This is a genomic window from Streptococcus sp. 714 (assembly GCF_013277115.1).
GTDB lineage: Bacteria > Bacillota > Bacilli > Lactobacillales > Streptococcaceae > Streptococcus.
The window spans coordinates 89321-103577 of record NZ_VMMH01000009.1 but is presented as its reverse complement, the minus strand read 5'-3'; the positions used below and the strand labels follow the sequence as shown (position 1 = coordinate 103577).

The following is a 14257-nucleotide window of genomic DNA, read 5'->3' as shown; positions in this document are numbered from 1 at the left end:
ACTGAAGAAATGATACATAAATAAAAATTAGGTATATAAAATGACATACGAAGTAAAATCTCTTAATGAAGAATGTGGGGTTTTCGGTATCTGGGGGCATCCAGATGCTGCTAAATTAACCTATTTTGGTCTCCATAGTCTTCAGCACCGTGGTCAGGAGGGGGCAGGAATCCTCTCCAATGACCAAGGGAAATTGAAGCGTCATCGTGACATGGGGCTTTTATCAGAAGTCTTCAGAAATCCAGCTAATTTGGATAAATTGACAGGAACTGGTGCGATTGGTCACGTGCGTTATGCGACTGCTGGCGAAGCTTCTGTAGATAACATCCAGCCCTTCCTCTTCCGTTTTCACGATATGCAGTTTGGCTTGGCTCATAATGGGAATCTGACCAATGCAGCCTCTCTCAAGAAAGAATTGGAAGATAGAGGAGCGATTTTCAGTGCGACTTCGGACTCGGAAATCTTGGCTCACCTCATTCGTCGAAGTCATAATCCGAACTTGATGGGCAAAATCAAGGAGGCGCTCAGTCTAGTTAAAGGCGGTTTTGCCTATATCCTGTTGTTTGAGGATAAGTTGATTGCGGCTCTTGACCCAAATGGTTTTCGTCCTCTTTCAATCGGGAAAATGGCCAACGGAGCGGTGGTGGTTTCCTCTGAAACCTGTGCTTTTGAGGTCATTGGTGCTGAATGGATTCGTGATTTGAAGCCAGGTGAGATTGTGATAATTGATGACAAGGGCATCCAGTATGATAGCTATACGGATGATACTCAGCTGGCTATTTGCTCTATGGAGTATATCTACTTTGCTCGCCCTGATTCTAACATTCATGGTGTCAATGTCCATACGGCACGTAAACGTATGGGTGCCCAATTGGCGCGTGAATTCAAGCATGAGGCGGATATCGTGGTCGGTGTGCCAAATTCGTCACTCAGCGCGGCCATGGGTTTTGCAGAAGAGTCCGGGCTACCAAATGAAATGGGCCTCATCAAGAACCAATACACCCAACGTACCTTTATTCAACCGACTCAAGAATTGCGGGAGCAAGGGGTGCGGATGAAACTCTCTGCTGTTTCGGGTGTCGTCAAAGGTAAGCGTGTGGTTATGATTGATGACTCTATTGTACGAGGAACAACTTCTCGTCGTATCGTTCAGCTTTTGAAAGAAGCAGGTGCGACTGAAGTTCACGTGGCTATTGGAAGCCCAGCGCTAGCTTATCCATGTTTCTACGGGATTGATATTCAGACCCGTCAGGAGCTGATTGCGGCTAATCATACGGTTGAAGAAACTCGCCAAATCATTGGTGCGGACAGTCTGACTTATCTTTCTGTTGAGGGGTTGATTGATTCGATTGGTATCGAAACAGATGCACCAAATGGTGGTCTCTGTGTTGCTTACTTTGACGGTGACTACCCAACTCCTCTCTACGACTATGAAGAAGACTATCGTCGAAGTTTGGAAGAAAAGACTAGTTTTTACAAGTAGCCGACTGAAGATTCTTCATAAAAGAAAAGGAATAAACAAATGACAAATAAAAATGCTTACGCTCCACGTCTCACTACTGACTAAAAGCTAAAGCATTTGTCAGTAGACGCTTTGCCTTATGGGATCAAAGCTAGAGACCTGACTAGTATTTTTAGATAAAATAATTGTTTATCTAAAAATACGTCGCAGTCTTTCCCAAAAAAAGAAAAGGAAAAATAAAATGGCAAATAACAATGCGTACGCTCAATCTGGTGTGGATGTTGAAGCGGGTTATGAAGTTGTTGAACGGATCAAAAAGCATGTGGCTCGTACGGAGCGTGCAGGTGTCATGGGAGCTCTTGGTGGTTTTGGTGGTATGTTTGACCTTTCAAAAACAGGTGTCAAAGAACCTATCTTGATTTCAGGGACTGACGGTGTCGGGACCAAGCTCATGCTGGCAATTAAGTACGACAAGCACGATACCATTGGTCAAGACTGTGTGGCCATGTGTGTCAACGACATCATTGCTGCAGGTGCGGAGCCTCTCTATTTCCTGGACTATGTGGCGACAGGGAAGAATGAACCAGCTAAACTAGAACAAGTAGTCGCTGGTGTTGCAGAAGGCTGTGTGCAGGCTGGTGCTGCCCTCATTGGTGGGGAAACGGCTGAAATGCCTGGCATGTACGGCGAAGATGACTATGACTTGGCTGGTTTTGCGGTCGGTGTGGCTGAAAAATCTCAAATCATAGACGGTTCAAAAGTAGCTGAAGGTAATGTGATTCTTGGACTTGCTTCAAGTGGTATTCACTCAAATGGTTACTCACTCGTTCGTCGTGTCTTTGCGGACTATACAGGTGAGGAAGTCTTACCAGAATTGGAGGGCAAGAAACTCAAAGAAGTTCTTCTTGAGCCGACTCGTATATATGTCAAGGCTGTTTTGCCACTCATCAAGGAAGAGTTGGTCAACGGCATTGCCCACATCACTGGTGGTGGCTTTATCGAAAATGTCCCTCGTATGTTTGCAGCTGACTTGGCAGCTGAGATTGAGGAAGACAAGGTTCCAGTTTTACCGATTTTCAAAGCTCTTGAGAAATACGGTGAAATCAAACATAAAGAAATGTTTGAAATCTTCAATATGGGTGTGGGACTCATGCTAGCAGTTAGCCCTGAAAATGTAAGTCGTGTCAAGGAATTGTTGGATGAACCAGTCTATGAAATTGGTCGCATCGTCAAGAAAGAAAATGAAAGTGTTATCATCAAATGCAAAAAATAGCGGTTTTTGCCTCTGGTAATGGCTCAAATTTTCAGGTGATTGCCGAAGAATTTCCAGTGGAGTTTGTCTTTTCAGACCATCGTGATGCCTATGCGCTCGAACGTGCAGACAAGCTCGGCGTTCTGTCCTATGTTTTTGAACTCAAGGAGTTTGAGAGCAAGGCAGACTATGAAGCAGCCCTTGTTGAGATATTAGAAGAGCACCAGATTGACTTGGTTTGTCTAGCAGGATACATGAAAATCGTTGGGCCCACCTTGCTGGCAGCTTATGAAGGTCGAATTATCAACATTCATCCTGCCTACCTGCCCGAATTTCCAGGAGCTCATGGGATTGAGGACGCTTGGAATGCTGGTGTTGCTGAGAGCGGCGTGACCGTTCACTGGGTGGACTCCGGTGTGGATACAGGCAAGGTCATCAAACAAGTCCGTGTGTCACGGCTGGCTGATGATACCATAGAAAGCTTTGAAGCTCGCATTCATGAGGCAGAGTACAAGTTGTATCCGGAGGTTCTGGATGGATTAGGAGTGGAGAGGAAATCTGTAGATGAAATTTGATTTCGGAAGTGTAGGGAGTGTAAAAATGGAACTAGGGGCTGTCGTAGCTTGGATTTCTTTGATGATCTCTTTAATAAGTACTGGAATTACCATATATAATTATAATTTTCCACCCAAACCTAGATTTGAAATTATTATCAAATCAAGTAAATCAAGTAATGAAGAACATGCAAGGTATCAAATCTTTATTAGGAATAGGTCTAATGGAGATGGGGTATTGAAATTTATTGGTCTCAGTATAGGGAAGCCTCAAGAAAAGAATACTGAATATTTTACTATAGATGATTCACCATATAGTGATAAATATTATATATTTAAGGGTAACTCTATTTCACAGGAAGTGATAGAATTTAGTGATGATTTTATTCAAAGAATATTGAATTTAAAGAATTCCAGTCAAAAATTTGTCTACGCAGTCTTTAAAAATGAAAAAGATGATATAGTTTTTGAAAAAATAGAATTATACTCAACTAATTAAATCAAGGAGAAAAATGACAATGAAACGAGCACTTATTTCTGTCTCAGACAAAGCGGGCATTGTTGAATTTGCCCAAGAACTTAAAAAACTTGGTTGGGATATCATCTCGACAGGTGGTACCAAGATTGTCCTTGATAATGCTGGGGTGGATACCATTGCAATTGATGATGTGACTGGTTTTCCAGAGATGATGGACGGTCGTGTCAAGACCCTTCACCCGAATATCCACGGTGGGCTCTTAGCTCGTCGTGACTTGGATAGCCACCTTGAGGCTGCTAAGGATAATCAGATTGAGCTTATCCATCTTGTAGTGGTCAATCTCTATCCATTCAAGGAAACCATTCTCAAACCAGATGTAACATACGCTGATGCGGTGGAGAATATCGATATTGGTGGTCCATCTATGCTTCGTTCTGCAGCTAAAAATCATGCCAGTGTAACGGTTGTGGTAGATCCTGCTGACTACGCTGTGGTTTTGGGCGAATTGTCAGCAAACGGTGAAACCTCTTACGAAACTCGCCAACGTTTGGCAGCAAAAGTATTCCGCCACACAGCAGCCTATGATGCTTTAATCGCAGAATACTTCACAGCTCAAGTAGGGGAAAGTAAACCTGAGAAACTCACTTTGACTTATGACCTTAAGCAACCAATGCGTTACGGTGAAAACCCTCAACAAGACGCAGACTTCTATCAAAAAGGTTTGCCAACAGCTTACTCAATTGCCTCAGCTAAACAACTTAACGGCAAAGAATTGTCCTTCAACAATATCCGTGACGCTGATGCCGCCATCCGTATCATCCGTGACTTCAAAGACCGTCCAACCGTTGTGGCTCTCAAACACATGAACCCATGTGGTATTGGTCAAGCTGACGATATCGAAACAGCTTGGGACTACGCTTATGAATCTGACCCGGTATCTATCTTTGGGGGTATCGTAGTCCTCAACCGTGAAGTAGATGCTGCGACGGCTACGAAAATGCACGGTGTTTTCCTTGAAATCATCATTGCACCAAGCTATACCGCTGAAGCGCTTGAAATCTTGACAACTAAGAAGAAAAACTTGCGCATCCTAGCCTTGCCATTTGATGCTCAAGACGCTAGCGAAGCAGAAGCAGAATACACTGGTGTTGTTGGTGGTCTCCTCGTTCAAAACCAAGATGTGGTCAAAGAAAGTCCAGCTGACTGGCAAGTGGTGACCAAACGTCAACCGACTGAGACAGAAGCGACAGCCCTTGAGTTTGCTTGGAAGGCTATTAAGTACGTCAAATCAAATGGTATCATCGTGACCAACGACCACATGACACTTGGTGTTGGTCCAGGTCAAACCAACCGTGTGGCTTCAGTTCGTATCGCTATTGACCAAGCTAAAGACCGTCTTGATGGTGCTGTTCTTGCTTCTGATGCCTTCTTCCCATTTGCGGATAACGTGGAAGAAATCGCCAAAGCAGGTATTAAGGCCATCATCCAACCGGGTGGATCAGTCCGTGACCAAGAATCCATCGAGGCTGCTGATAAATACGGCTTGACTATGGTCTTCACAGGAGTGAGACATTTTAGACATTAAAAAGATTTGTAATTGCCCAAGAAATTGGGTGTTTTTGTTGTATAATAATATTGAGTTAAGAAATTGGGTTTGATACAATATAAAATAAAGAGGAGAAAAATATGAATTTCATAGGGGATTTAGATCTTCTTTTAGAACAAGAAAAAGAAAAAGTTAGAAAGCGATTTGGTGACAATAGTGTCAATAAAAACTTCGGTTTGGACAGGTCTTTGGAGGTGAGTTATGGCACTAAAAAATATAAGTTCTTAATCAGAAAAAATGAAAAAACTAGATTCTATATAAATGAGAATAATGTCAGAGTTTATTTAAGTGATTATGATATTTTAGAATTGTTGATTGATAATTTTTCAGAGAATGGAAACGAAATAATTAATGAAATTATTGATTTTTTAAAGAGTAAAGTAGAAGACTCAACTATTGGAGAAAGGTATGGTATAAAAATATTTGATGAATCTTCTATGTCTATGAAAGAATATTTTATGACTGGAATGAAATTAAAGGATGAAGATGTTGACTTACACAACAAGTTTGACCTTCAAAATCTTAAGTTGAATTCTCTCATAGTATTAATCAATTTAATACTTTCTAAGGACATACTTTCAAAAGAGTTGACAGAGAATGTCCCAAGTTATTTAAAAAAAACAGCATATAAATACATAATAATATTAAAACTAGTGGTTTTTAAAGATACAAAAGTAGAAGAAGCTCTATTTAGTAGAGGGCTTTCTAATCCCAAGACCAAGGAGTTAAAATGGAAAAGTATTTTGAACTATAAAAATGAAGTAGGAAAGAAATTTTTTAATAATATTGAAGAGATAGAAAAAATGCAAATTTTATGATACAATAAAGCAGAGCCCTAGAAAAATAACATATCTTGTTATTTCCTTTGGTAGTTCCAAAGGTTGAGTATTTTAAAAATAGTAAAATTTGTTACTCGACTTTGTCGAGAATAGATAGTTCAATTACGAAACGTCGCACCTAGAACCTCTAGACTCACGGCGAACTCGCCGTAAGTCGTCGAGAACCTACGTTCTCCATTTCGTAACAAGTAAAGCTTCTACAAATTTTAGTAGGGCTCTTTTTATGTGGAGTGTTTATGGAAAAGTATTGTTTCAATCTGGAATATAGTGGAGACTTTTATAAATTAATTTTTTTATGTGGGTCTAAGTATGTTGGTTCTAATGTAAGTGATAAAAGAAATGTTTTGAGGAAACACTTATTGGGGAAAAATCCATTATATAGACCTATAATTTTAGAAGATAATTTTATATTCTCGAAGAAAACAACCTTTCTTGCATATGGCGACATATATATGAAGAACTTATATGATGTAGAATTTTTAGTCTCTCTTTTATCAGACACTATTCTTATATTTCATGAAAGTATCTCAACAGGTGCAGAAGCGGGTTTATTTTTAGGGGAGTATTCTAACAAACATAAAACCTGCTTAATAATCCCCAATAAAGAAGCTGTTGAAGAAGATAAACTTGGCGCTTTTTTGAGACTTTCTTTCTTTAAAGGAGAAAACTCTGTCAAACAAATTATCTATTACCCAAGCATACAGAATAATATTACCTCTGTTAATCTTCGGAATCTCCATACAAGTTTTGTGAATAATTCAGTAGGCGAAGTATTAAGTAAAAAAATATTGGACTTTATTGGGAATAAAAAAAAATCGTTGAGTGGACAGGGATTTTCACTTTATTGTTCAAAAGATAAAAGACAGTTAACTGCAAAAATTACTTCGGAGAAAATCTTGCTTTGTGTAGCAGCAATGATGTCAAAAGATTTTTTGGCTGAAAAATTATTTAATGAAAAGTTAACAATGCAAGAAGCAATAAACATTATAAAAGAAGAAATGAAAAAACTAATAATATGGACTTACGAAGAACGTAAATATTTTAAGTTTGAAACCAATCCTGAGGTTTGTTTTAAAGATAAATTTGTAACAATCGAGAAGGTGATAGGGATGTCACTTTATTTGTTTAGTGCAGCAGAGTTTATTGAGATAAAAAAAGACGATAATTATGAAAAAAATAGCAAAGTCGTTATAAAAAGAAAAAAAGATAACGGGAAATACTACTTTGCTATATATTCTGAATTACTTAAGCAAATTAAGGAAGACAAGAGTTTGGAACGAATAAAGAATGAGACCAAATAAAGAGTTTAAAGTGTTTAAATTAACAAAAAACAAAAAAGTTAGGAAAATAGTTGCATATACTACTGATAGCAATCTTAGACGTGAGCATGTATTAATTAATAACTATTTAAGAGAAAGAGTTAGATATTCTAAATTCACAAAAGGTTACAGAAAAGGTATTTCTATTTTTGATAATGTCAAGGCTCATATGTATAATGATATTTTTATTCAATTTGATATTCAACGATTTTTCCCTTCTATTAACCATCGTAAGCTGACGAAGCTTTTATACCAAGAAGTAAAATACAACAATTACAATCTAAGTAAGAGTCAGTCTTATGAAATCGTAAAAAAATCTAGTCAAGGGCTGGAGGGGTTGCCCTTAGGATTCGTGACTTCCCCATTACTGTCTAATATTTATTTAAAAAGATTTGACAATATTTTATATGGTCATTTAAAGAAAGAAGAATTAGATAATGTAATTTATACTCGATATGCAGATGACATTACGATTTCTTTTCGAGGTATTCCAGACAAACTTGATTATTCAGATATAAAAAGTAGAATAGAGAAAATAATATTTGATTTGTTAAAAGAATATGGTCTTAAACTTAATAATAAAAAAACTAGATTGACAAATTTATTGGAATCGGGTAATGTAAAAGTAACAGGTGTATACATAGTAAATAAACAGAATAGTGTTCGACGTTTAACGGTTGGAAGACGCTTTAAGAAAAAATTGTTATGGGATGCTATTCAAAGTTTAGATAATATTGAAAGTGATGATTTTTTAATTAAACAAATTAAAGGGAAATACTCATTCGTACTATCGATAGAAAAAGAAGGTATCGAAAATATGTTAAGCCCATGCATGAGAAGAATACTTAAGGGAAAAAATATATCTAGTATTGATGAATTATTCTCGATTTTATAGTTACAATTTGCCATATTGAAAATATTTTACTCTCGGCTCCGTCCGTGACCAAGAGTCCATCGAAGCGGCTGATAAATACGGCTTGACTATGGTCTTCACAGGAGTAAGACATTTTAGACATTAAGAAAATGAAAGGGAAGAAAACAGTTTCTTTCCTTTTTTTGCTTTAAAAGCGAAACGAAACAAGATTAAAACGAACGTTTATGGTATAATATTAGTAAAAAATTCGCAAAAGAGGTTGAAAGATGAAGCTGTTAGTTGTCGGCTCGGGTGGTCGTGAACATGCCATTGCTAAGAAGTTGCTTGAGTCAAAAGACGTTGAAAAAGTCTTTGTAGCTCCTGGGAATGATGGGATGACTCTGGATGGTCTGGAATTGGTAAATATCTCTATTTCCGAACATTCTAAATTGATTGAGTTTGCAAAAGCCAACGATATAGCTTGGTCCTTTATCGGGCCAGATGATGCCCTTGCGGTAGGTATCGTGGATGATTTTAATAAAGCTGGTCTCAAGGCTTTTGGTCCGACTAAAGCTGCGGCTGAGCTTGAGTGGTCCAAGGATTTTGCTAAGGAAATCATGGTCAAATATGACGTTCCGACAGCAGCCTATGGCACATTTTCAGATTTCGAGGAAGCCAAGGCCTACATCGAGGAGAAAGGTGCTCCAATCGTCGTCAAGGCAGACGGTTTGGCCCTTGGGAAAGGTGTCGTCGTTGCGGAGACAGTCGAGCAAGCAGTAGAAGCCGCTCACGAGATGCTTTTGGACAATAAATTCGGTGACTCAGGTGCGCGTGTGGTTATTGAGGAATTCCTTGAAGGAGAGGAATTTTCTCTCTTTGCCTTTGTCAATGGGGACAAATTCTACATCATGCCAATGGCTCAGGATCACAAACGTGCCTACGATGGCGATAAGGGACCTAACACGGGGGGGATGGGTGCCTATGCGCCAGTTCCTCACTTGTCAGAGAGCGTGGTTGCCACAGCGGTTGACACCATTGTCAAGCCAGTTCTTGAAGGCATGATTCAGGAAGGTCGCCCTTATCTGGGTGTTCTTTATGCAGGTCTTATCTTGACAGTTGATGGTCCCAAAGTCATCGAGTTCAACTCTCGTTTTGGAGATCCTGAAACGCAAATCATCTTACCTCGTTTGACATCTGACTTTGCAGAAAACATCACTGACATTTTGGATGGCAAAAAGCCAGCCATCACTTGGACGGACAAGGGTGTGACACTAGGTGTGGTTGTAGCCTCAAATGGCTATCCACTCGCTTATGAGAAGGGTGTCAAGCTTCCAGCTAAGACAGAAGGTGACATCATCACTTACTATGCCGGTGCAAAATTCGCTGAAAATAGCCAAGACCTCCTCTCAAACGGCGGACGTGTCTACATGCTCGTCACAACAGCAGACACCGTCAAAGACGGCCAAAACATCATCTACAACCAACTCGACAAACAAAACACAGAAGGCCTCTTCTATAGAAATGATATCGGTAGCAAGGCCATAAAAGATTAACAGATACTAACTTTGTCATGGCGAGCGAAAGCGAGCCAAACTAAGATAATGGTTGCCGTGGTGAAAAGACCAGAACAGCATCTGTTCTGGTCGGGGGAAACTTTGAGACCTTAGGCTCAAAGTTTAGGAATGAAACCGAAGGTTTGCTTCCGTCCCCACCACCTAAGACCATTATCAAAAAAGAAAAGGATATTAACTATGAAACCAGTAATTTCCATTATCATGGGCTCAAAATCCGACTGGGAAACCATGCAAAAAGCTGCTGAAGTCCTAGACCGCTTCGGTGTAGTCTACGAAAAGAGAGTTGTCTCTGCACACCGCACACCTGATTTCATGTTCAAACATGCCGAAGAAGCACGGAGTCGCGGTATCAAGGTCATTATTGCAGGTGCGGGTGGCGCTGCTCACTTGCCAGGTATGGTAGCTGCCAAAACAACTCTTCCTGTCATTGGTGTACCAGTCAAATCACGTGCTCTTAGTGGCGTGGACTCACTCTACTCTATCGTTCAGATGCCGGGCGGTGTGCCTGTTGCGACCATGGCTATTGGTGAAGCAGGTGCGACCAATGCTGCCCTCTTTGCCCTCCGTCTCTTGTCAGTAGAGGATCAGGCTATCGCGACAGCTTTGGCAGATTTCGCAGAAGAACAAGGAAAAATCGCAGAGGAGTCTACAAATGAGCTCATCTAAAACAATCGGAATTATCGGTGGTGGTCAGCTTGGTCAGATGATGGCCATTTCTGCTATCTACATGGGCCACAAGGTTATCGCGCTGGATCCTGCAGTGGATTGTCCGGCCTCTCGCGTGGCGGAGATTATCGTGGCTCCTTATAATGATGTGGACGCTCTTCGCCAGTTGGCGGAGCGTTGCGATGTCCTCACTTATGAGTTTGAAAATGTGGATGCCGACGGTTTGGATGCTGTTATCAAGGATGGGCAACTCCCTCAAGGAACGGACTTGCTCCGCATTTCTCAAAATCGAATCTTTGAGAAGGACTTTCTTTCCAACAAGGCACAAGTCACTGTGGCTCCTTACAAGATCGTGACATCAAGCCAAGATTTGGCAGGTATCGACTTGTCGAAAAACTATGTCCTCAAGACGGCGACCGGTGGCTATGATGGGCATGGACAAAAGGTTATTCGTTCAGAAACAGACTTGGAAGAAGCCTATGCACTAGCTGATTCAGCGGACTGTGTTTTGGAAGAATTCGTCAACTTTGACCTTGAAATTTCTGTCATCGTGTCAGGAAATGGCAAGGATGTGACAGTCTTCCCAGTTCAGGAAAATATCCATCGTAACAACATTCTTTCAAAAACTATTGTACCTGCTCGCATTTCTGAAAGTCTAGCAGACAAAGCCAAGACCATGGCAGTGCGAATCGCTGAACAATTGACCCTTTCTGGAACTCTTTGCGTGGAAATGTTTGCGACTGCTGATGACATCATTGTCAATGAAATTGCACCACGTCCACACAACTCAGGCCACTACTCGATTGAAGCCTGCGACTTTTCTCAGTTTGACACTCATATCTTGGGCGTTCTCGGAGCACCATTACCAGAGATCAAACTACATGCACCAGCAGTCATGCTCAATGTTCTCGGCCAGCATGTCGAGGCTGCTGAAAAATATGTGACAGAAAATCCAAGCGCCCACCTCCACTTATATGGTAAAATAGAAGCGAAGCACAACCGCAAGATGGGACACGTGACTTTGTTTAGTGATGAACCGGATGAGGTAGAGGAATTTGGGAAAGGGATTGATTTTTAAGTGAAAATAGCGATTCTAGGACTCGGAGTGATCGGGACCACTTATGCCTACGCCTTTCAAAAAGCAGGCCATCAAGTGGAACACGTACTGAGAGATAGTAAGAAAAACAATGCACCGAAGGAGTTGTCAGTTGATCTGCTAGATGGTCGCTATCATTCCAAAGGTGAGAATAAGCATGATATCTATGAGGTTCATGTGGCGGAAGCTCATTCGGAATATGATTTTATTTTTCTCAGTGTGCGTCATGGACTTGTCAAAGAAGCTGTGGAAACCTTGCGAAAAAACAATATCAAAGGCACCCTTGTTTTCTTTTGTAATTTCTGGGATAATCGAAAAGAGGTCCAAGAGTGGGCAGGGGATTACGACTATATTTTGGCCTTTCCGACAGCGGGTGGTCATATGCAGGAGAACCATTTGGATGGTGTCTTGTTCGACCATTTAATGCTAGAAGGTGAGCAAAAAGCACACATTTCTAACTATGCTGATCTGACGGCTTTACTAGTTTCTGCAGATTTGAAGTGGGAAGTGCCTCATGATATGGTCGAGTGGATTTGGATTCACATGGCGATTAATGCAGGTGTCACTTCGACAGCTGCTCGCTCAGGAAATTTGGAAAATCCAGAAGAACTGGCTTTGAACTTGATGAATAGTTCATCGGAATTATCATTGGCCATCAAGGCCATTCGAGAAGCTTTGAAAGTCGTAGAAGCGCGTGGCGTGAATTTGAAGCTTTACAAAGCAGAACTATTGCCATACAAAATTCCCGCTTGGATAGCCGGCAGGGCCATGAAAGTCATGTTTGCGAAAAATGAGCTGACTCGAAAAATTATGACTTTGCACAATGATAAACAGGACATCTTTTATTGTTGTCAAAGTGTTTATCAGACCGGTCAGGTGTTAGGTGTGAAGATGCCTATTCTGGAAGCAAATATGAAGGGCATTTCGATTTAGGAGTTTTTTATGATACAACTCATCGTCAACGCATTTGTTGAAAAAGAGAAGACTGGAGCAGTCGTCGAAGTCTTGTATGCTAGTAGTGATCGCGAAAAGGTGAAAGCTAAGTATGAAGAGTTGCTTGCTCAATATCCTGAAAACTATTTAGCCATCTATGATGTCCCACTGGATACGGATTTGAATACACTCAATCACTATCCATCTGTATGGATTGGGAAAGAAGAATTTGAATAAAACGACTGTTGGTTGCTAGCTGATGTGAAACATCAAAAGAAAGGAAAAATTAACAACATGATTGAACGTTACTCTCGCCCTGAGATGGCGAACATTTGGACTGAAGAAAATAAATACCGTGCGTGGCTTGAGGTGGAAATCTTGGCTGACGAGGCATGGGCTGAGTTGGGGGAAATCCCTAAGGAAGATGTGGCTTTGATTCGCGAGAAGGCGGACTTTGACATCGACCGTATTTTGGAGATTGAGCAGGAGACGCGTCACGATGTGGTGGCTTTCACGCGTGCGGTTTCTGAGACTCTTGGTGAGGAGCGTAAGTGGGTCCACTATGGTTTGACTTCTACTGACGTAGTGGATACTGCCTACGGCTACCTCTACAAGCAGGCCAACGACATCATCCGTCGTGACCTTGAAAACTTCACCAACATCATCGCTGATAAGGCTAAGGAGCACAAGTTCACCATCATGATGGGGCGTACCCACGGGGTGCACGCTGAACCTACAACCTTTGGTCTTAAATTGGCGACTTGGTACAGCGAAATGAAGCGTAATATCGAGCGTTTCGAGCATGCGGCTGCTGGTGTGGAAGCTGGTAAAATTTCTGGTGCGGTTGGGAACTTTGCCAACATCCCACCATTCGTAGAGCAATACGTCTGTGACAAACTGGGTATCCGTTCTCAAGAAATCTCTACACAGGTGCTTCCTCGTGACCTTCACGCTGAGTACTTTGCAGTTCTTGCTAGCATTGCGACTTCAATCGAGCGTATGGCGACTGAGATTCGTGGCCTGCAAAAGTCTGAACAGCGCGAAGTGGAAGAGTTCTTTGCCAAAGGTCAAAAAGGATCTTCAGCAATGCCTCACAAACGCAACCCAATCGGTTCTGAAAACATGACAGGTTTGGCACGTGTTATCCGTGGTCACATGATTACGGCTTATGAAAACGTAGCTCTCTGGCACGAACGTGATATCTCTCACTCATCAGCTGAGCGTATCATCACACCAGATACGACTATTCTGATCGACTATATGCTCAACCGTTTTGGAAATATTGTTAAGAACTTGACTGTCTTCCCAGAAAACATGATCCGCAACATGAACTCGACTTTTGGTCTTATCTTCAGCCAACGTGCCATGTTGACCTTGATTGAAAAAGGCATGACTCGTGAGCAAGCCTATGACCTGGTGCAACCAAAAACAGCTTACTCTTGGGACAATCAAGTAGACTTTAAACCACTTCTTGAGGCAGATCCAGAGGTGACATCACGCCTGACTCAAGAGGAAATCGATGAGATCTTCAACCCTCTTTATTACACCAAACGAGTGGATGATATCTTTGAACGTCTTGGACTTGGTGATTAATTAAAAAATAAACAGCGAGGTTCACAATCTCG

At 41.2% G+C, this 14257-nt stretch carries 14 protein-coding genes and 1 pseudogene; all 15 read left to right on the top strand.

The window, feature by feature from the left end:
* The first annotated feature begins 40 nt into the window (after positions 1 to 40).
* Positions 41 to 1483 carry an amidophosphoribosyltransferase gene (gene purF / locus HT718_RS04115; RefSeq protein WP_173267474.1) on the top strand — a complete coding sequence of 481 codons (1443 nt, stop codon included), beginning with the start codon at positions 41 to 43 and terminating at the stop codon, positions 1481 to 1483.
* 220 nt (positions 1484 to 1703) lie between these two features.
* A complete protein-coding gene (gene purM / locus HT718_RS04110) occupies positions 1704 to 2735 on the top strand; it encodes a phosphoribosylformylglycinamidine cyclo-ligase (RefSeq protein ID WP_173267472.1) in 1032 nt (343 codons plus the stop codon).
* Positions 2723 to 3289 carry a phosphoribosylglycinamide formyltransferase gene (gene purN / locus HT718_RS04105; protein WP_153226441.1) on the top strand — a complete coding sequence of 189 codons (567 nt, stop codon included), beginning with the start codon at positions 2723 to 2725 and terminating at the stop codon, positions 3287 to 3289. Before purM ends, purN begins: the two co-directional genes overlap by 13 nt.
* Positions 3279 to 3767: a hypothetical protein gene (locus HT718_RS04100; RefSeq protein ID WP_153226440.1), complete on the top strand. Its 489-nt coding sequence runs from the start codon at positions 3279 to 3281 to the stop codon at positions 3765 to 3767. Before purN ends, HT718_RS04100 begins: the two co-directional genes overlap by 11 nt.
* 13 nt (positions 3768 to 3780) lie before the next feature.
* Positions 3781 to 5331: a bifunctional phosphoribosylaminoimidazolecarboxamide formyltransferase/IMP cyclohydrolase gene (gene purH, locus HT718_RS04095; protein ID WP_173267470.1), complete on the top strand. Its 1551-nt coding sequence runs from the start codon at positions 3781 to 3783 to the stop codon at positions 5329 to 5331.
* Positions 5332 to 5432: 101 nt separating this feature from the next.
* Entirely contained in the window at positions 5433 to 6170 is a 738-nt protein-coding gene (locus tag HT718_RS04090) for a hypothetical protein (RefSeq protein WP_173267468.1), read from the top strand.
* A 257-nt stretch (positions 6171 to 6427) separates the two neighbouring features.
* The gene (locus HT718_RS04085) at positions 6428 to 7492 is read left to right on the top strand and encodes a retron St85 family effector protein (protein ID WP_173267466.1); all 1065 of its coding nucleotides are present in this window, start codon (positions 6428 to 6430) and stop codon (positions 7490 to 7492) included.
* Between the two features lie 10 nt (positions 7493 to 7502).
* Positions 7503 to 8405 (top strand): reverse transcriptase family protein, encoded by a 903-nt coding sequence (locus tag HT718_RS04080; protein WP_345890257.1) that lies wholly within the window; start codon positions 7503 to 7505, stop codon positions 8403 to 8405.
* 34 nt (positions 8406 to 8439) lie between these two features.
* Positions 8440 to 8529 (top strand): annotated as a pseudogene (locus tag HT718_RS09540) (IMP cyclohydrolase); the annotation flags it as partial.
* A gap of 121 nt (positions 8530 to 8650) precedes the next feature.
* A complete protein-coding gene (gene purD / locus HT718_RS04075; protein WP_173267462.1) occupies positions 8651 to 9916 on the top strand; it encodes a phosphoribosylamine--glycine ligase in 1266 nt (421 codons plus the stop codon).
* Between the two features lie 198 nt (positions 9917 to 10114).
* Positions 10115 to 10603, top strand: coding sequence for a 5-(carboxyamino)imidazole ribonucleotide mutase (gene purE / locus HT718_RS04070; protein WP_173267460.1), 489 nt, complete (start codon positions 10115 to 10117; stop codon positions 10601 to 10603).
* A complete protein-coding gene (gene purK, locus HT718_RS04065) occupies positions 10590 to 11681 on the top strand; it encodes a 5-(carboxyamino)imidazole ribonucleotide synthase (protein ID WP_173267457.1) in 1092 nt (363 codons plus the stop codon). Before purE ends, purK begins: the two co-directional genes overlap by 14 nt.
* Entirely contained in the window at positions 11682 to 12632 is a 951-nt protein-coding gene (locus tag HT718_RS04060) for a 2-dehydropantoate 2-reductase N-terminal domain-containing protein (RefSeq protein ID WP_094753816.1), read from the top strand. It abuts the gene before it with no gap.
* A 9-nt stretch (positions 12633 to 12641) separates the two neighbouring features.
* Positions 12642 to 12869, top strand: coding sequence for a phosphoribosylaminoimidazole carboxylase (locus tag HT718_RS04055; RefSeq protein WP_173267455.1), 228 nt, complete (start codon positions 12642 to 12644; stop codon positions 12867 to 12869).
* 57 nt (positions 12870 to 12926) lie between these two features.
* Complete coding sequence (gene purB, locus HT718_RS04050; RefSeq protein ID WP_173267453.1) at positions 12927 to 14225, top strand: adenylosuccinate lyase; 1299 nt, start codon at positions 12927 to 12929, stop codon at positions 14223 to 14225.
* Positions 14226 to 14257: the final 32 nt, after the last annotated feature.